The sequence below is a fragment of the Cochlodiniinecator piscidefendens genome (genome assembly GCF_011326755.1).
In the GTDB taxonomy this organism is placed as follows: domain Bacteria; phylum Pseudomonadota; class Alphaproteobacteria; order Rhodobacterales; family Rhodobacteraceae; genus Cochlodiniinecator; species Cochlodiniinecator piscidefendens.
The window spans coordinates 35,075-54,577 of the sequence record NZ_JAAOIE010000006.1 but is presented as its reverse complement, the minus strand read 5'-3'; the positions used below and the strand labels follow the sequence as shown (position 1 = coordinate 54,577).

The 19,503-nt window shown below is 54.5% G+C and carries 15 protein-coding genes; 9 read left to right on the top strand and 6 right to left on the bottom strand.

The window, feature by feature from the left end; translation table 11 throughout:
• Window positions 1–39: 39 nt before the first annotated feature.
• Complete coding sequence (locus tag G9C99_RS14770) at window positions 40–702, bottom strand: GntR family transcriptional regulator (protein WP_166418294.1); 663 nt, start codon at window positions 700–702, stop codon at window positions 40–42.
• Window positions 703–927: 225 nt separating this feature from the next.
• Between G9C99_RS14770 and G9C99_RS14765 the strand changes: the two genes are divergently transcribed.
• From G9C99_RS14765 to G9C99_RS14755, 3 genes are all read left to right on the top strand, one after another.
• Entirely contained in the window at window positions 928–2,526 is a 1,599-nt protein-coding gene (locus G9C99_RS14765) for an ABC transporter substrate-binding protein (protein WP_166418293.1), read from the top strand.
• Window positions 2,527–2,594: 68 nt separating this feature from the next.
• Window positions 2,595–4,007 carry a trimethylamine methyltransferase family protein gene (locus G9C99_RS14760; protein WP_166418292.1) on the top strand — a complete coding sequence of 471 codons (1,413 nt, stop codon included), beginning with the start codon at window positions 2,595–2,597 and terminating at the stop codon, window positions 4,005–4,007.
• Window positions 4,008–4,655: a glutathione S-transferase family protein gene (locus G9C99_RS14755; protein WP_166418291.1), complete on the top strand. Its 648-nt coding sequence runs from the start codon at window positions 4,008–4,010 to the stop codon at window positions 4,653–4,655. It abuts the gene before it with no gap.
• A gap of 1 nt (window position 4,656) precedes the next feature.
• On the opposite strand, the gene G9C99_RS14750 is transcribed toward G9C99_RS14755, so the two are convergent.
• The 3 genes from G9C99_RS14750 to G9C99_RS14740 all read right to left on the bottom strand — a co-directional run bounded on the left by G9C99_RS14750 (window position 4,657) and on the right by G9C99_RS14740 (window position 7,335).
• A complete protein-coding gene (locus G9C99_RS14750; RefSeq protein WP_166418290.1) occupies window positions 4,657–5,442 on the bottom strand; it encodes a phytanoyl-CoA dioxygenase family protein in 786 nt (261 codons plus the stop codon).
• Between the two features lie 181 nt (window positions 5,443–5,623).
• Window positions 5,624–6,241: a carboxymuconolactone decarboxylase family protein gene (locus G9C99_RS14745; protein ID WP_166418289.1), complete on the bottom strand. Its 618-nt coding sequence runs from the start codon at window positions 6,239–6,241 to the stop codon at window positions 5,624–5,626.
• Window positions 6,242–6,252: 11 nt separating this feature from the next.
• Window positions 6,253–7,335: a hypothetical protein gene (locus tag G9C99_RS14740; RefSeq protein WP_166418288.1), complete on the bottom strand. Its 1,083-nt coding sequence runs from the start codon at window positions 7,333–7,335 to the stop codon at window positions 6,253–6,255.
• A gap of 140 nt (window positions 7,336–7,475) precedes the next feature.
• Here G9C99_RS14740 and G9C99_RS14735 point away from each other — a divergent pair, with 140 nt between their 5' ends.
• From G9C99_RS14735 to G9C99_RS14715, 5 genes are read left to right on the top strand one after another with little or no spacing between them, the layout of a single operon-like run.
• Window positions 7,476–8,729, top strand: a complete 1,254-nt coding sequence (locus G9C99_RS14735; RefSeq protein ID WP_166418287.1) for a sarcosine oxidase subunit beta family protein — start codon at window positions 7,476–7,478, stop codon at window positions 8,727–8,729.
• Window positions 8,730–8,741: 12 nt separating this feature from the next.
• The gene (locus G9C99_RS14730) at window positions 8,742–9,008 is read left to right on the top strand and encodes a sarcosine oxidase subunit delta (protein ID WP_166418286.1); all 267 of its coding nucleotides are present in this window, start codon (window positions 8,742–8,744) and stop codon (window positions 9,006–9,008) included.
• Complete coding sequence (locus G9C99_RS14725; RefSeq protein ID WP_166418285.1) at window positions 9,005–11,884, top strand: 2Fe-2S iron-sulfur cluster-binding protein; 2,880 nt, start codon at window positions 9,005–9,007, stop codon at window positions 11,882–11,884. Before G9C99_RS14730 ends, G9C99_RS14725 begins: the two co-directional genes overlap by 4 nt.
• Window positions 11,877–12,428, top strand: a complete 552-nt coding sequence (locus G9C99_RS14720) for a hypothetical protein (protein WP_166418284.1) — start codon at window positions 11,877–11,879, stop codon at window positions 12,426–12,428. Before G9C99_RS14725 ends, G9C99_RS14720 begins: the two co-directional genes overlap by 8 nt.
• Window positions 12,429–12,430: 2 nt before the next feature.
• The gene (locus G9C99_RS14715) at window positions 12,431–13,468 is read left to right on the top strand and encodes an aromatic ring-hydroxylating dioxygenase subunit alpha (RefSeq protein ID WP_166418283.1); all 1,038 of its coding nucleotides are present in this window, start codon (window positions 12,431–12,433) and stop codon (window positions 13,466–13,468) included.
• Between the two features lie 42 nt (window positions 13,469–13,510).
• On the opposite strand, the gene G9C99_RS14710 is transcribed toward G9C99_RS14715, so the two are convergent.
• The gene (locus G9C99_RS14710) at window positions 13,511–15,925 is read right to left on the bottom strand and encodes a GcvT family protein (RefSeq protein WP_166418282.1); all 2,415 of its coding nucleotides are present in this window, start codon (window positions 15,923–15,925) and stop codon (window positions 13,511–13,513) included.
• Window positions 15,922–18,315 (bottom strand): GcvT family protein, encoded by a 2,394-nt coding sequence (locus G9C99_RS14705; RefSeq protein ID WP_166418281.1) that lies wholly within the window; start codon window positions 18,313–18,315, stop codon window positions 15,922–15,924. The genes G9C99_RS14710 and G9C99_RS14705 overlap by 4 nt, the downstream gene beginning before the upstream one ends.
• A 135-nt stretch (window positions 18,316–18,450) precedes the next feature.
• Here G9C99_RS14705 and G9C99_RS14700 point away from each other — a divergent pair, with 135 nt between their 5' ends.
• Entirely contained in the window at window positions 18,451–19,413 is a 963-nt protein-coding gene (locus G9C99_RS14700) for a LysR family transcriptional regulator (protein ID WP_166418280.1), read from the top strand.
• The last annotated feature ends 90 nt before the right edge of the window (window positions 19,414–19,503 follow it).

The following is a 19,503-nucleotide window of genomic DNA, read 5'->3' as shown; positions in this document are numbered from 1 at the left end:
AATTCATTGCAAGAGATTATTTTAACGTCGGAAGATTTTTTATCCCAATTCGCGATACAACTGCATCCCCCAGCGCGCGTCTTCTTCGGTCAAACGCCGCGCCTCGGCTGCATCGCCAGCACGTAATGCTGCGATGATTTCTGGATGCTCACCCATCCAATGGTCCGGGTTTTCTAGATTAACAATCCCAAGGGCCAACCAAGGCCCGGTGCGCACATAAAGCGCCTCAATCATATCCTGAAGCGCACCGTTTCCGGTAAGCGAATAGACGTGGCGGTGGAAATGAAAATTCGAAAGTAAAAAGGCCGAGCAATCCCGCTTTGCCCACGTTTTTTCCATGTCATCAACAAAACGTGACAGCAGCGTAAAATCTGCTTCTTTGATATTGGCCACAGCGACTTCGGCGGCCGCACCCTCTAAAACAGCGCGTAGAAAAAATAGGTTTGCAGCTTCATCCGACGTCAGGTCTGGCACGCGGTATGCTTTTTTCGCGACGCCGATTAGCGCATTTTCTGACGCCAATTGGCGCAAAGCCTCCCGAACGGGCATCGCTGAAACGTTATATTTCTCAGCAAGCGTTCGAATCGAAAGGCTCTCAGCCGGCCTGAGCTCTCCGACGATTAACTTCAATCTCAGATCAGCGTAAATCTGAGCGCTCAGGTTCTCTGAGCCATCTTTTTCCGGGTTTATCGCTTTGTCCATCGTTAATTTCTCACATCAGGTTATCTGATTGTTAGCCTGAAAAAGAATCGGAATCCAGCGTTTGCACCGATAACGCCCCCTTCGCAATCTGTGATCAAAGATGCTTGATTTATGAGTGATTCTGTGATCACAGTTTAAGCACAATGAATGAAGCAGGGCTGAAAACAGCCCGCAAAAAGCCAATGGCGGCCACAAATCAGACCGTCCAACAGCGGAGAAGCGCGAATGTCCGACGACAAGTTCAACGATTATCTCTTCAAGCAATATGTAGCCAATAAAATCTCGCGACGGCGGTTTATGGGTACATTGGCAGCGGCCGGTGCATCGGCCACTGTCATCAGCGGTTTAGCAGCCGGAAAAGCCAAAGCAAGTCAGCCCAAACGCGGCGGGCGCCTCGTTATTGGTGCCGAAGCATCCCAGGCTCAAGACAGCCTTGATCCCACAAAATACTTCAGCACATCCAATATTCTGATGGGCTACGCGGTTTACGATAATCTGGTCAACCGCGATGAAAACCTACTAGCAAAACCATGGCTGGCAACAAGCTGGGAACCAAATGCGGATTCTTCTCAGTGGGTATTTAACCTACGCGAAGGTGTGACGTTCCACGACGGGTCCGACTTTGGCGCAGATGATGTTATTTATTCCATGACACGTCACTTCCGCGAAGGAAGTGAAGCGCCGTCAAAATCATTCATGAGCCAAATCGCCAGTATCGACAAACTGGGCCCGCTACAGGTTCGCTTTAACCTCAATGCGCCGCACTCAGATTTCCCGATGTTGCTGTCAGACACCCGTGTCCACGTCACCAAAGATGGCGTCGAAGACTTCACCGGTACTCCCGTAGGCACAGGGCCCTTCAAAGTTGTCGAATTCACACCGGGCAATCGCTACGTTTTCGCACGTAATGATGACTATTGGGGTGATGACGGACCTTATGTCGATGAATTGGAAGTCATCGGAATCGGTGACAACACCGCCCGCATCAACGCACTGATCGCTGGTGACATTAACGCCATGATTCAATTGGATCAAAAAGCTTACCGACTGATTGAAAACTCTGGTGTCACTTATCCGATTAATGCCCCAAGTGGTGCGTTTATCAACCTTGCGATGATGATGGATCGCGCCCCAACCGAAAGCAACGACGTTCGCCTTGCGCTGAAATATGCGATTGATCGTCAGGGGGTCGTTGACAACGTCCTTAAGGGTTTGGGCAGTGTCGGCAACGACCATCCGCTTTCACCAATTGACCCATACTACAATGCGGACATTCCGCAGCGCGAGTATGATCCAGAACGGGCGAGATTCCACATTCGTCAGGCTGGTCTCGAAAATACACCGATTGAAATCTATGGCTCTGATGTTGCCGGAACGGGTGCGTTGGCTGCGGCACAGCACCTTGAACAAAGTGCTCAGGCCGCAGGCATCAATCTCAGTGTGATCAATCCGCCTGCTGATAGTTTTTGGTCTGCCGTATGGATTCAAAAACCCATTATTACATCCGGCTGGGATCCACGTCCTATCCCAGATTTAATTTTCTCAATCGCGTTTTCCAACACCTCAGGGTGGAACGAAACGAAGTGGGACAATGAAAACTTCCAGCGCCTCCTGATCGAAGCACGCTCCGAAAATGACTTCGACAGACGCAAGGAAATGTACGGTGAAATGCAGGTTATGCTGCAAGATGACGGCGGCCACGCAACGCTAGGCTTCCGGAACTTTGTAGATGCTGCGCGCTCTGAGGTTCAGGGCATCACACCAAGCGGCGCCGGACCACTTGGGTTCTACCAAGGTGCAAGGACAGCTTGGATCGACGAGTAATTATACCTCTCTCTGACTGGGCCAGCACAATTTGCTGGCCCTTTTTTTTCACAATATAGGAATCAATAATGACAGTCCGCTCTCGTAGCCGCCGCCGTACCGCAACCCGTGCAGCAGCTGTTCGACCACCACGACGCAATGCTCTTGAAACAATAAACGCTGCAGGTGCAGAGGAAATTTTCAAAGGTGTTGTTGAGGTTTTAAACACCGTTGGAATGTTAGTCGAAGACGTCGAATCCCGAGCAATGCTCGTTGCTGCGGGATGTCGCGAAGATGCAGATCGCATTTACTACACCGAAGACGTGATCCGGCGGGCCTTAGAAACGGTGCCGCGCGCAATTCGGTTTTACAACCAAAACGGTGATTTCGCCTTTGCGACCGATGATGAAATCGCGCGCTTTGGAACAGCCGTGAACTGCGTACAGGTTTTGGATGCGCGCACCGATGAATATCGCCCTTGCGTGCTGTCCGACATTTCCGACCATGGCCGCGTTCAAGAGGCCTTGACGCATATCGATATCGCTGCCGCCCTTGGGTATCCCAGCGACATGAACGCCGAAGAAGAGGCCCTCGCCAGTGCGCGTGCGCTTTTGGATACCACAAAGAAGCCAATCTTTTTCACCGGCCATGACGAACATGGCGTGCGTAAGATCTGGAAAGAAATGGGCAGGCGTGTCGGTGGGATGGGCAATTTGGCCGATAAGCCTATTGGGCTCGATCTGGTTGGACCAGTTTCACCGCTAAAACTCGGCGGGGAAACCTGTCAGCGCTTGATCATGGCGGCGCGCCTCAACCTTCCTGTTGTGTGTTACCCGGCCATCTTCCCCGGCATGGCGTGTCCGCTGACCCTTGCGGGGGCGATTACGCAGGCGACGGCGGAATCCATCGCCGGGATTGTGATTAGCCAACTTGCGGCACCCGGCGCACCCGTGATGTCAGGATCATCCGTGATGCCAATGGATATGCGCCGCGCAGATATGGCGATTGGGTCACCCGAATATACCTTGGCCGGATTGGGTGCCGCAGATGTCTTTCGCCACCTCGGCATTCCCAGTTGGGTTGGATCAGGCTGCACCGATGCCCATGACATAGGCCCCCAAGCCTTTGCCGAAGCCAGCGCCACGTTGCACGGCACCAGTGTTGCGCGCACCGCATTGACGCACAACCTTGGCGTTTTATCCAGCGGCCGCACCGGATCTATGGAAATGCTAGTGGCCTGTGATGAAATGGCGGCGATGGCCTCTGCGTTTGGCGGCGGGATCATCGTCAACAAAGACACGATCGCAACCGAAGTCATTGCACGTGCATCAGAGGACAATAGTTTTTTGACCGACCCACACACGCTGGAACGCTATGAAACAGAAATGTGGATACCATCCCTATTTCAACGCGAAGGCATCGAAAACTGGCAAATCTCAGACACAGGTGACCTTCGCGCCCGCCTAAAAGAAAAAACACTAGCCATATTGGACACCGTATAAATGGCAGATTATACCCTATTTTGCGCCCCTGACACCTACGCCATGAGCGCGCATGCCGTGCTTGAGGAAATCGGCGCTGACTACGATGTGCATTGGATCAACATCTTCTCCGATAACCCTGATCCGGCCTTTTTGGCCGCCAGCCCCCATTGCAGAACACCCGCTTTGGCATCCCCTGATGGCACTGTGTTTGAAACGGGTGCCGTCGCGCTTTATTTGGCAGAGCGTCACCCAGAGGCCAATTTGGTTATCGAACCAGGCGACGCACGGCGCGGCGCATTTTTGCAATGGTTCCACTATCTGGCGTCCACACTACAGCCGGATGTGATCATCCAATACCATCCGGAGTTCTATCACACAGAACCCGACCGTCAGGCGGCGCTGAAAGCCGCGTCAATGAAACGTCTGGCCGGGGTATTGGATACGTTAGAAGCAGCGTTGGAAAACGGCCCCTACTTCTTTGGGGATCAGATCACTGTGCCGGACTTCATCCTTGCCATGCAGTCTGTGTGGGATGTGATTTTTCCAAATGGCGACATCACGGCCTATCCAAACATCGCCCGCCACCGGGATGCAGTCTGCGCACGCCCATCAGTGCAACGTATGCAGGAACAGCACCGGGCCGAAGCGGCCCGGCGCAAATCATAACTTAACGGCGAAAAATCTCCGGGAAAGCGTCACTTTTGTAAGGCGCGCCCGGGGCAATCGTGTCATCCTCAAGCCAATCAGCGACGCCTTGGCTCGGGGTATATTGCGCGCCTTCTAGGGCAAAACGCACGGCATAGCCCCGGCGCCGGCGGGTCGTTGTCCGGTTGCCCATTGCTGAATGCACAATGTATCCGTCAAAGGCCAACAAATCGCCCGGCTCCAGATCCCAATGAACCATTTCGTGCTGTTCGCGTTCTGCTTCGAAATCGGGCATGTCAATATACTGCGGATCGTCTTTGGCCATATAGTCCACAAACCCGCCAAGTTTATCAGTGGTAAACGGGCGGTATTTCTTACCCGACGCGTGACTGCGCGGAATAAATTCGAGCGCGCCATTGTTGCTGTCCACCGGATCAAGCGCGATCCAAGTTGTCATGATCGGCCCTGAGATCGGCCAATACGGCTGATCTGTATGCCACCCCGTTTGGGTCTTTGTGCCGGGTTCTTTGACGAACATCTGGTCAAACACCAACGAAGACCAATCAGCCCCGCCAATATCTGCGACCACACGGCCAATCCCGGAATTCAGGCAGAAATCCTGAAATATCCCCGGATTTTTGCGCATATTGCGATAGGCAAAATACCGGTCGCCCCGCTTTAGCTCTTCTTCTACAGCGTCTTGAAGTTGCCCAATCCAATGTTCGGTGAGCGCACGCCGCACCACCACCACACCGTTTTCTTTGTATTCGTCTTGTAGGTCTTTTACGTCTTTGGTCAAATTTGTCATTTGAGTGCTCTTTCTGTCGGGCCAAGGCCCGTTGCAATGTCTTATTCTCTGCGCATGCAGGGGCGTATCAGTCAGTGCAAAACAGGTGAGCTACGGCAATCAACAACAAAAGAAGGCCAAGGCGAACGGCTTGTCATGCGGTGAAACATTGTGTTTTGAAATTGTTTCACAAACCCCATGACTACACCTTTTCGTTTACGGAACTCTGCGCGTTACTCAAACCAACGGTAGCGCCCAATTGTGTTCCCAATCCATTTATCATTCGCGCCCAATAGGCGAATGAGGCGACCAATTGAACGATATAGGAAATCCCCTTATCGCAATATCCGGCCTCTCGCAGCGCATTCACATCTTCCACCGATATCTGATCAGGAGTCAATGAAAGCTTTCTGGTGTAGAACAGTGCCGCACGGGTTTCTGGGACTTTGATCAAACTTTCCCAAGTTTCCGCCTGCAGTGCCGCCAGAATTTGTTCGGCCTCTTCGCGGTTGCCGTAATACATGCAGAAGTTTTCGCCATGATTGGCCGTCGCATATGCACTGCCACACAAGATCGCAACATAGGTCGAAACCAGTTCGGCCAACCACGGCTTTAGCGGGCTGTCATCATTATGCAAAAGCGCAAGGTAATGATCATCGGCAGGTTTTATCGCATTTGGGGTTTGCGACATCGCAAGATACAGGTTTTCAACCGTACCATCCGCCCCTTTTACCGCGTCATATGCTGCCGCCAGATCGCCCGTTGCCTCTGCTTGGGGGATCACATCAACATACGCAATTTTCGCATTGGCAGATGGCATCATTTGGTCCTTTAAAGTCCGATATCGTGCAACACCGAAGAATTCAGCAAGCCGCGCTGCTCCTCTGTCATCATGGCCTGAATTTCCGGCCTGTCCAGAAAAACAAACCGTCCTTCGTCCCACACAACCTGCCCATCAAATGAAATTGTCGCATCCATCATGTGAAACGCGATATCCCCCGGATCAATGCCAGCGGCGTGCAGATGGGTGTAACGTGGTGATCCGTAGGCAACGGTGCCCCACAGTTCGAGGTCATCATAAGGGTCACCTTCGAAAAACGTATTGGGGTTGATCCCAGTATGCCATGAATTGATCAAATACGGATCACCCCCGGTCAACGCCGCCGCCCGTTCGAGTTGCGATTTCAGCCGCGCAACCAATTCGGCCGGGCCATCAAAATCAACCATCCGCGAATTTTCTACACGCGCCAAAATGGGTTGATCCAACACCAATGTGCTATCCTCATAGGCCCGCGTAGAGGAAGAGGTGACAAAATGCTTGATCGCCAAAGTACCGTTCATTTCAAAGCAATTCACCGGCGGAAAGATCATCACCGGAAACAGTTCAAGCGCAAAATCAGCAACGGCATCCGCACGACCCGGTTTAATGCGGCTCTGCAAATTTGTCCCGCAGGCCCCCGTGATACTGTACTCTTTGGCGTTCAAAATCAGATCAAGCAGGGCATCGTGCATCTGCTTCATCACGTTGAAATCCGCCGACGCAAAGGGTGCAGCCAAATACTGTCGCCCAAGCGTATAAGTCATAACCGCCTTTGCTTTGCCTTCTGGCAAAGAAAACCGCACCTGATCCCCTAAACGTGAGAAAAAGATGGTTCGGTCGGCCCGCTGCATCGCGCTATTGACAGTCTCAGGGAATTCCGTCGCATCCGAAACCGGCTTTGCCAAAACCACTTCGGGCTTCATTCCAAGGTTTGCAGCCACTTCCGCCACGGCATCACAAAGCTCTGTTTCAAAATATAGGTTCTCGCCAACCTCACCCACCAACAAAACCCGATCACCTGCCTGTGCGCCTGCACAGTTCAACAGCAGGTTTTGCGCGCCTTGTTCGATACGATCTAATGCGACCTGTGCCATCCCGGTGCCTCCGCCAAATTCATCATTTCGACTCAGCTATGACTCTTCTGTGATCACAGATCAACAGAAAACTGCCACTTGCCAGCTCGCATAACATTCGCTAACTGTGATCACAGATTGAAACTTTGCGGACTCACCTAATGGCGTACTCTGGGTTATCCCTTCTGTCACATGCCCTTACCGGGAACAAACGTTGGCCAGCGATCCTGTCCACACCCGACATGCGCAGTTCATATGACATTGTCATCATAGGGGCCGGTGGCCACGGATTGGCGACTGCGCACTATTTGGCAGCCAACCATGGCATAACCAATATCGCAGTGATCGAATCCGGCTGGATCGGCGGGGGCAACACCGCGCGTAACACAACAATTGTGCGCTCAGACTATCTGCTGAACTCAAGCTTTGGCCTGAAAAACTTTGCGCTGAAACTTTGGTCGGACCTAACGCAAGATCTAAACTTTAACCTGATGTATGAACCTCGGGGGTATGTCGATCTGGCCCACTCCGATGGGGAACTCGAACATTTCACACTGCGCGCCAACGCAATGCGCCTGCGCGGTGGCGATGCGGACATCCTCACAGGTCAGGCCCTACAGGAACGGGTCCCGGAACTCGATTTTTCCGGTGATAAACGCTTTGAGATCTCAGGGGCATTGGTCCAAGAATCCGGTGGCGTTGTGCGCCATGATGCCGTGGCTTGGGGCTTTGCGCGCAAGGCCTCAACCGCGGGGGTACATATTTTTCAAAACTGCCCAGCAACAGGGTTTGAAACAGAAGGTGGCAAAATCACTGCTGTTCAAACGCCCCAAGGACGGATTGCGTGCAAACAGGCCTTTATTTCTGTCGCGGGGGCCAGCAGCGCAGTTGCGGGTATGGCAGGTATCAATCTACCTCTGAATTCGATCAACGTGCAGGCCTTTGTAACCGAACCGGTAAAACCTGCGCTCGATGCTGTGGTCAATTACAACGCCGGGCTTAGCTATATCAGCCAAACCGACAAAGGCGAATTTGTGCTGGGCGGCGCGACGGATGGCTATAGTTCATTCGCCCGGCGCGGCAGTTTTGAACGGATCGAAGATGTGCTGGCGCGCGCCGTTCAGATGTTTCCATTTCTGACGCGCCTGCGCCTGATGCGGCATTGGTCGGGCACCGCCGATATTCCGATGGATGGCAACGCAATTGTGGGACGCACCCCGATCGAAGGTCTGATGATCAATGCCGGGTGGGGTTATGCGGGGTTCAAGGCAACCCCTGCCGTCGGTTGGTGCATGGCGGAGCTTCTGGCCACCGGCAAAACACCCGACCTGATCGCCCCCTTTGCGCTTGAGCGATTTGAAACCGGGGCAGAACAAGACGACGGCGGCATCGGCCCCTATCCATGGCTACATTAAGGAGACCAGGTAATGTTATTGATCCCCTGCCCCCACTGTGGCCTCCGCGACGAAGGCGAATTCACCTACGGTGGACCCGCTCGCACACTGCCAGCTTTAGATCAGGATACACAGGTTTGGCGTGACGCATTCTTTGCGGGCCAAAAGCCTCCCGGCCCGATGACCGAACTTTGGTACCACACCAGCGGTTGCGAAAGCTGGATTGAGGTCACACGCGACACAGCCACCCACGATATTCTGAACTCAAACACGCCCCAGTCAAAGGTTGACACCCCATGACACGTTTACCCCAGGGCGGTCTGATTGACCGGACCCAAACCTTGCATTTTACCTTTGATGGCGAACAGATGTCTGGTCATCCCGGCGATACCGTGGCTTCTGCTTTGCTGGCCAACGGGCGCCACTTGGTTGCGCGTTCAATCAAATACCACCGCCCACGCGGGATAGTATCTGCAGGGTTAGAAGAACCCTCTGCCCTGCTAACCGTCACCGATGCCACAGGCAGCACGCCAAACCTAAAGGCACCCGAAATCACCCTGCGGGATGGGCTGCAGATCACCAGTCAAAACAACTGGCCTGCGTTGGATCGCGACGCCGGGGCTTTGCTCGCGTTGGGTGGCAAAACCATCAGTGCCGGGTTTTATTATAAAACCTTCAAATGGCCGCGCGATGCGTGGCATAAAACCTATTCAAAAATCATTCGCCGCGCCGCAGGTCATGGACAGGTCGACCCAAGCACAAATCCTGCCCTTTATGACAAACGTCACCGCAAATGTGATGTATTAGTCATTGGCAGTGGTCCAACCGGGTTATCCGCCGCGATCACCGCAGCCCAAGCAGGCGCAACCGTTGTCTTGGTTGAACAGGATTCAGACCTTGGCGGGTCATTGTTGCAAAGTGCCGACACCATAGATGAAATGCCCGCCCGCGAATGGGCCAAAGACGCTGCTGATGCGCTACGCACGCTTTCCAATGTGATCGTCATGCCCCGCACTTTGGCCTTTGGTCAATATGATCACGGGCTGGTCCAAGCCGTCGAAACACCCCAATCCGGTTCGGCCAGCACATCAATACTGTGGAAAATCCGCGCCCAAAGGGTGATTTTGGCCGCAGGCGCAATTGAACGCCCGGTGGTGTTTCCCAGCAATGATCGCCCCGGCATTATGCTGGCAAATGCCGTGCGCACTTATATCCGCCGCTTTGCCGTTGCGCCCGGACGACGCGCCGTGGTTGCTGTCGCTGATGAAACAGAACGCCGCGATACAATGGCCGCCTTGCAAGAGGCGGGCATCGACGTTGTCGCCGCCCTGCAACCGGGTGATAAAATCACCAAAACCACAGGGCGATTGCATGTGTCTGGCATCAGCTGGCGCGGGGCAAACGGCAAACGGCACAGCGCGCGCTGTGATCTGATCTGCATGTCGGCCGGTTGGATGCCCACCGCGCATCTCTTTGCACAAAAGGGCGTTCGGTTAAGCTTTGCCTCAGAAACCCAAAGTTTACGTCCACCGCAAAGCGACGGGCCAATGCGCCCAACAGGCGGCGCGCGCGGCGTTTTGACAACGGCTGATTGTCTGGCGGACGGCAAAACCACCGCACATCAGGTTTTGGCAGAACTTGAGATGCACAAACATCTCAACCTTAATCAACCAGAGGCCACACCAGCCCCGGCCCAAGGATTTCAAACCGGACCGGGCAAAGCCTTTGTTGATCTGCAAAACGATGTTACCCGATCTGATGTGGCACTGGCACAGCGCGAGGGCTACTGCGATATCGAATTGACCAAACGCTACACCACACTTGGCATGGGCACGGATCAAGGCAAAACCAGCTGGACCAATGGCGTTTTGGAAATCGCCGACATCACAGGCGCAAACCCTGAAACAATCGGCCACACCACCTACCGCCCACCCTATTCACCGGTGTCTATTGGCGCATTGATTGGGGCTGAGGTCGGCAACGAAATGGTCCCAACGCGCCGCACCCCATTTCACGACGGGTTTGAACGGCTGGGCTGTGTGTTTCAGACCTCAGGCGATTGGCTCTATTCACGGTATTTCCCAACAGCAGGCGAAACCATGATGCAAGCGATCAAGCGTGAATGTTTGGCGACGCGCAACTCACTTGGCTGTGTGGATATGTCGACTCTTGGCAAAATAGATGTCCAAGGCCCCGACGCATTGGAATTTCTGTCGCGGCTGTACTGCAACGCCTTTGCTAAAATCCAACCGGGGCGATTGCGGTATGCTTTGATGCTGCGCGAAGACGGTTATGTTTTTGACGATGGCACCATCGCGCGCCTAGCTGAAAATCACTATCTGGTCACCGCAACCACTGCCAATTCCGGCTCTGTCTGGCGTCACATGCAAAAAATGGCGCAGGTGGATTGGCCCGAATTAGACGTGACTTTGACATCAGTTAGTGACCATTGGGCGTCATTGGCGATTGCCGGGCCAAATGCACGGAAATTACTAACGGCTTTGGCCCCTGATTTTGACCACTCTTCTGAAGCCTTCCCGTTTGCCTCTGTGCGCGAAGGGTTGCTTGGCGGTGATCTGCCGGTTCGCGTGTTTTCGGTCAGCTTTTCGGGCGAGTTGAGCTTTGAAATCAACACACCTGCGGGATATGCCGATGCGTTGCTGACGCGCGTTATGGATCTAGGCGCTGAATGGGACATCACCCCATATGGTCTGGAAACGCTAGATGTGTTGCGGATCGAAAAGGGACACCTATCCATCGGCACCGAAATTGATGGCCGCCGCACACCCGCAGATTTGAACCTTGGCGGTATGGTCGCGCGCAAAAAATCCTTCGTCGGTGGCGCATTGCTAAACCGCCCTGCCCTACAGCAGACAGACCGCGAACAATTGGTTGGCCTGCAGCCCGAAGATGGCGAAACATCCATTCCATACGCGGCCCATCTCAGCCAATCCGAACTGGATAGCAAAGGCCAGGCCCCCCTGTGTGGTCACCTGACAGCCGCCATAGAAAGCCCGATTTTGGGACATTCCATCGCGCTTGGCTTTTTGGAAAATGGGCAAGAGCGTATGGGCGAAACCCTCTGGGCGCATTCACCGATTGCTGGAAAATCCGTGCGCGTGCGCGTGACATCTGCCTGTGCTTATGATCCGAAAGGGGAGCGTTTACATGACTGAACTCCTGACCCCCAGCCGCGCGACTGACGCCGCGGGATTTTTACCCGGCCCTTTGGGTCTACGCTTGGACGAAGAACAGATTTCTGTACGGGCTGTGAACGCGCGCGCCGATAGGCTAGACGATTTGGCCCCCTTGGGGTCACATCAACCTACCCCAGACGGTGCCGTATTGCGGCTTTGGCCCACCATGGCATGGGCGATTGGCAACGCTTTGGTGGCGGAAATACCCACTGTTGATATTTCGCACGGCCACACACATCTGCGTCTGCGTGGGGTTGAGGCGCTGCATTTCATCGCAAACTATACCTATGCAGACCCACTGGATGAATCCCGGCGTCAAACCAAAGCGCTGCGCACGCGCCTAAATCACTTTGACTGTGTTTTGTGGTGGACCAACACGCGCGATGTTCATATCGTCGTGGATCGTTCACTTGCGCAGTCTTTTTGTAACCACTTACGCAGCCTTGCGTTGCGCCACGACCCTGCCGATCCATCAAAAACCCCGCGCCCGGTAGCCCCCGGCGCACCAGACAGAAGAGGCTAAACATGTATCTCCGCAACACTTGGTATGTCGCTGCTTGGGACAGCGAAGTCACCCGTGAACCTCGTCAGATCAAGGTTTTGGGCGAAAAGATCGTCACCTATCGCACACTCGCAGGTGATCCGGTCGCTTTGATTGATGCTTGCGCGCACCGCAAATTGCCCCTGTCCAAAGGCCGGATCAAAGGTGACCAAATTGAATGCGGCTATCACGGCCTGACATTTGATTGCTCTGGCAGCTGCGTGCGTGTTCCGGGCCAGGATCGCATTCCGCCCGCTGCCAACGTGCATTCTTATCCAGTGGTCAGCCGCTATGGGCTGGTCTGGATCTGGATGGGCGATCCAGCGCTTGCCGACCCTGACAAAATCTTTGTCGTTGAACATTTTGACGACCCCACTTGGGGTATCAATCGCGGCGACGCAATCCCGTTTCCGTGCAACTACCTTTACATCACGGATAACCTGCTCGATCCAAGCCACGTTGCCTGGGTCCACCAAAGCTCATTCGGGAACTCCGCCTGCGAAGAAGAACCCCTGACCGTAACGGGCACAGACACTGGCGTGATTGTGTCACGCTGGATGTATGACGTCGAAGTCGCGCCATTCTACAAAAAACTGGTGCCATTTGAGGGCAACTGCGACCGCGAACAACACTATGAGGTCCGCTATCCATCCCTTGCGTACATTAAGGCGATCTTTACCCCGAAAGGCACAGGTGGCGATGCCTCCAACCTGCCCGAAGGTCAGTACTTCCAGATGGACAGCTACAACTTCATGACCCCGGTTGATGAACGCACAACGCGTTATTTCTGGTTCCAGATGCGCAACGTTCACCCTGATGATGCCGAAGTCTCAAAATACATGAGCGACTCTGTCGAATTCGCCTTCAATGAAGACCGCGACATCCTGATCGAAGTGCAAAAAGGTATGGAAGAAAAAACCACCCGCAACATCGATATTGCGATTGATGCGGGTCCGCTTTTGTATCGTCGGCGTTTGCAAAAACTGATCGACGCCGAGGCAAAAGACTCTGAACCTGCCTAAAGAAACAGCCCTCTGGCCCATCACTCGGGCCAGAGGCGCACCTTAGGATTTCAACCGACTGTTTGTGGGATCAAACGGTGGTTTATCTAAAACCTTTGCCGCGTATGGTTTACCTAAGATTTCAACGCTTAGCCCTTCGCGAACCCCACGTTTTCGCAGATAGGCCAGTGCCAAAGCGCGCCCGGTGCGATGCCCCCACGCGGCTGATGTTACGATGCCAACGACCGCATCGTTATGCAAAACACCGTGGCTGTAAAACGGATCAACCTCATCTGTTTCCACCTCAAGCAACACCATTTCCCAACGGTCCTCTGACGCCATGCGTTTGATCAAGGCCGCTTTGCCGGTGAAATCACGTCCTTCAGGTTTAACCAAAAAACCGGCACCCGATTCCGAAGGCGTGCGTTCCGTCGTGAAATCACCGCCCCACGCGCGATAGCCTTTTTCTAGCCGCATCGCGTTCATCGCATAGGCCCCGAAAAATCCCATGCCAAACGCAGCACCAGCGGCGACAATCGCATCAAACACGGCCGGCATATCGGTGGCATTTACATGCAGTTCCCACCCCAGTTCGCCCACATAAGACACCCGCAAGGCGCGCACATTTATCCCTGCCACCGTTATGTTGCGCACAGAAAACCACGGAAAACCGCCTGTTAAATCAGCATCCGTCAACCCGGCCAGCACATCGCGCGATTTTGGCCCCATCAGGCCAAGAATGCCAAACTCTTCGGTCACGCGTTTGACCTGAACATCATACCCCACAACATGGGCGCGCAATAGATCATCATCCATTTCCTCAGCCGCAGCAGCCGACGTCAGATATGCATGATCCTCAGCCAATCGGCTGACTGTAAATTCAGATTGTGTTCCACCTGCTGGGGTCAAAGCATGGGTTAAACCCACGCGCCCAACTTTGGGTGGGGTATTCGCCCCCAAACCGTCCAGAAAGGCCTGCGTGTCTGGCCCTGTGATATCGAATTTGGAAAACACTGACATATCCGCCAGCCCGACGGCGTTTGTCACCACGCCACATTCGCGCGCGACCGCATCAAACCAGTTTGATCGACGAAACGACGCTACAGCCTCATCACTGGCAACTTCGCTAAACCAATTTGGGCGCTCCCAGCCATAGGCCGCGCCCATCACAGCGCCACGTTCGCGCATTTGGGCATCAATCGGAGACACCCGTTTATTGCGTGCAGCGGGGCGTTCTTCGTGCGGGTAATGCACCCCGAATTGCAGGCCAAAACACTCAATCGCCTTTTCGACGCGGTAGTCCCGATCCGCCCAAGCGCCAAAGCGTCTGCTGTCCACCGCCAGCGCATCCATGGGCGGCGCGCCGTGGGTCATCCAATGGGCTAAAAACCACCCTGCCCCGCCGCCTTCCATCACGCCCATACTTGACCCGGTTAGGAGCCACGCGTTTTGCAACCCGTGCGCGGGCCCGATCAAAGGATTCGCATCAGGGGTAAAGGTGATCGGCCCATTCACCACGGATTTCACCCCACCGGTTTCAAGTGCTGGAATACGTGCCATCGCGGCCAGAATAATATCCTCAACCCGGTCCAAATCAGGCGGCATCAGATCAGCCCCAAAATCAGGCGGGCACCCATCAATCGACCATGGCTGCGCGTCCTTCTCATAAGGCCCAAGGATCAACCCATCACGCTCCTGCCTTACGTACCAGCTTTCCTCTGGATCGCGGATCATCGGTAGTTCAGGCAACCCCGCCGCGATCCGATCGGCAACCGCCCTAACGGTATCGGTGACCAAATACTGATGCAGCACTGGAACTGACGGAATATTCAACCCCATCATGTGCCCAATTTCCCAACCCCATGTTCCCGCCGCATTCACCAAATGCCGGGCGTGAATGGTGGTTTTTTCCGTTTCAACGACCCAGATATCACCTTCACGCCGAATGGCCGTGACGGGATTATACCGCAGAACCGTTGCACCGTTTTGGCGTGCAACCTTCGCCATCGCATTGGTCGCAAGCGTCGGGTCAACATGCCCATCATCCGGTTCATATATCCCGCCAAGCAACCCTTCAGTGCGCGCCAATGGATGCAGACGCTCCACATCATCGCGGGTCAACATTTGCAAATCATACCCCGTGAATTTTGAAAGACCCGCAACATGGGCAAATTCATCCATCCGGTCCGGGTTTGACGTAATGCGCATCGCGCCCGAGCGGTGAAATCCACAGGTATCGCCGGTTTCTTCGGGCAGAATATCACGATAAAGCCGCACAGACGTCGCCCGCAATTCCTGAATCGTGGGGTTATGCGCAAAATGGGTGCAAAGCCCGGCCGCGTGCCACGTTGACCCATGGGTGAGGTCATTTTTCTCGGTCAGCACGACGTCTGACCACCCGGCCTTAGTCAAGTGATACATCAATGACACGCCCATCGCGCCGCCGCCGATGATCAATACGTTTGCGGTAGTGGTCATGATTTCATCCGTTCATTTTTAGGATCATATGGCGGGCGCATCAGCACATTTGCCTGATACATCTGCCCCGCGATTTCAATTTCAAAGGCGCGGGCGCTGGTCTGCGATAAGGTTTCCCCCACCGCAATTTCTACCATCCCAAACGCCAGCGTTTTTTTCGTGCGCGCTCCGCGTGCGCCCGATGTGGTCATCCCAACCACGCGATCATTTTCCCATATCGGTTCATCGTGCAAAATCAACGGCTGCCCCGGCAGTTCAAACATCACAATGCGGCGCATCAGACCGTTTTCTTTTTGCGCAGCGAGCGCCGCTTTGCCCAAAAACGCGGTATCCCATGCAATGGTAAAACCAAGCCCAGCCTCAAGCGGTGTTACATCAGGGCCCAAATCGTGCCCCCAGTGTTTGAAACCCTTTTCGATCCGACACCCATCAACGGCAAAGTGGCCCAAGGGCTGCGCCCCGGCCCCGTGCAGCGCGTCAAACACGGCCCCCGCTTTGGCCACTGGAATATTCAACTCCCACCCCAATTCCCCGACAAAACTGACGCGTGTCGCCAGACATGTGACGCCCGCCACCGTAACTCGGCGCACGGTGGCGAACGCAAAGTCATGCCAATCATCTGCCGACAGCCCCGCCAACACCCCGCGCGATCCGCCGCCCATCACCCCGATAACGGCCTCATCGTCGGTCACATCCGTGATCACCACATCGCGCCCCACCCCGTGACGTCGCAACCAAGCAAAGTCTTTGCGCCGGGTCGCGGCACCACTGGTGACGCGGAAATGATCCTGCCCCAACCTTAAGATCGTGACATCTGCTTCAATGCCACCTTTGGTGTTCAAAAACGGGGTATAGACCGCCTGCCCAACCACACAATCAACCTGACCTGCCGCGAGATATTGCAACAGATCCAAGGCCCCTGCCCCGCGCACATCAAATTTTCCAAAAGGCGACAGGTCAATCAGCGCAGCTCCGGTTTCCAAAACAGCCGCCTCTCGGTGAACGATGTCCTGCCAAGCCTGTTCGCCAACACTATAGGGGAGGTTTTTTTCTGCATCCGTGGCGGCATACCATAGCCCCCGTTCCCATCCTGCGGTCACCCCAAACTGCGCACCAACCCGCGCCCAATGATCATGTAACGCCGATTTGCGCAGCCCGCGCCCGGCCTTTGGCTGTTTAAACGGCCAGTGAAGCGCAAAGGCATCTGAAACCGCTTCTTCCATGCGGGTTTGTACGTGGGACTCCGCTGCGGTCAGGGGATCAACTCTGGCGATATCCACCTCCCACATGTCCATGGGGGCCGCCCCTTCGATCATCCAGTCCGCCAAAACGCGGCCAATCCCGGCCGAGGACATCACCCCAACCGAATTCATGCCTGCCGCCACGAACAGGCCATCCACCTCAGGCGTTTCCCCAATCAAAGGGCGCGTATCTGTGGTGAAGCTTTCGGGACCATTCATGAAATGCTGAATCCCCACAGACCCAAGCGCAGGAATAAGCGCCAGCGCCGCCTCTAGAAACGGGCCGAATTGATCCCAGTCTTGCGGCATTTCCAAAAAGGCGCGGTCCCCTTCGGGCCCGTAAGCATCCCAGCATTTCGCGTTGGGTTCAAACCCCCCAAAGACCAGTTTGCCCGCATCCCCTTTGACATAAATCCCGCGATCCAAATCACGCAAAACCGGGTACGGGTTGGGCAACCCCTGCATTGGTTCGGTCACCACATACATATGTTCCACCGCCTGAAGCGGCAAAGCCACCCCTGCCCGATCCGCCAGTTTTTTCGACCACGCCCCAGCGCAAAGCGCAACGCGATCTGCCAATATTTCGGTTCCATCAGCCAGGCGCACGCCTTTGGCCTGCCCGCCTTCGACCAACAAACAATCAACCGATGTGTTTTCCCGAATATCCGCGCCTTGTGCACGGGCGCATTTTGCATAGGCCATACACAGATCTACCGGGTTTACATTGGCGTCTTCTTTGACGCTTAGCCCGCCGATGATGCCAGCGGTGTCTATCCCCGGAACATTGATCTCTGCTGGTGAAACAATCTGCGGGGTTAACCCAAACTGCCGCCCGAGCGACGCAATCCGGTGCAGCTCATCCATGCGCGCAGGGTCACGCGCCAACCAATACCCGCCCGTTTGGCGATACCCCGTCGATAGACCGCTTTCGGTTTCAAGTTGCGGAAACAATTCCCCGGCATACATCGCCAATCTGGTCATATTCGGCGTTGCACGTAATGGCCCAACGATCCCAGCAGCGTGCCAACTGGTCCCTGAGGTCAATTGGTTCCGCTCCAGCAATGTAACGGTTTCGCCCGATTGCCGCGTCAAATGATAGGCCAAGCTCAGCCCAATCGCGCCACCCCCAATGATCAGAGTATGTGTCATTTATCGAAACGCCCTTTTGTGTCCGCTGCAGAAAACCCGGTGCACGGGCAGCAATCAAGTATTGGCAAACACCATTAGGATAACTAATGCTGCATATCATACGACGGCATGTAACCCCGCAAAACGGAGGCTCAATTGGCCAAAGAGACCGATATAAACCTATTTCGCGCGATCGAAGTCTTTATGGCCGTGGCAGAGATGCGCCAAGTCACGGCTGCGGCCACCGCACTTGGCATGACGCAATCCGCTGCGTCACAACACTTGCGAAACCTGGAAAAAGCTTTTGGCGTCACGCTTCTGGATCGCAGTCAACGCCCCATCGGTGTGACACATTCCGGCGAGGTCATGCAGCGCCACGGATATCGGCTGCTGAATGAAATCGAGGATATGAAATCAAACCTGCGTCACCTGAAATCAGCGGCATTGCCTGTTCTGCGTATGGGGCTTTTGGCGTCAATCGCAACAACGCTGACACCGGGTTTATTTGATTTTGTCGAAAACCAACTGAAGGTGCCCGAACTCATTTTATCCGCGGGTCTTTCGAGCGATCACCAGACGTTGCTCAACGCTCGCCAGATTGATCTCGCCATCACATCAGACCTGATCTTAACCAGCGCCGAATATGACGTTTTCCCTATATTAGAAGAACCTTTTCTTCTGGTTCTTCCCGAAGAATACGATGGGCCAATCGACGATATGGATGCGATTTCACAACGGCTCTCGCTGGTGCGATTTGGTGTGTCCACACCTGTCGGCAGGCGTACAGATCAACACCTTCAGCGCTGCCGCCTGAACCTGCCCCGCGCCATTGAGGCTGACCGGTCTTCTATGGTTGTTGCCGGGGTTGTCACCGGAAAATGCTTTGCCATTCTCACCCCTAGCCTACTGATTGACGGTATCGCCGAAGGCATGAAACTGCGTTTGGCGCCTGTCCCCTTTGCCGGGTTTAAACGTCAGATACAATTGATTGCGCGCCGGGGGGATCTTGGGGATTTTCCCTATCGCATCGCCCAAGAATGCAGTGACATCATGCGGCGCAATCTCAATATGCGATTTGCTGAAATCGCGGATCAAATCACCTATTCCGACCTTGGCTAATCTCTAACATTAGTATTTTTGATACTGTGTACATTCGCTGGGCGATCCGGCGGAATGCTGATTACACTGTGGCACCGCCCAATCGGGCCT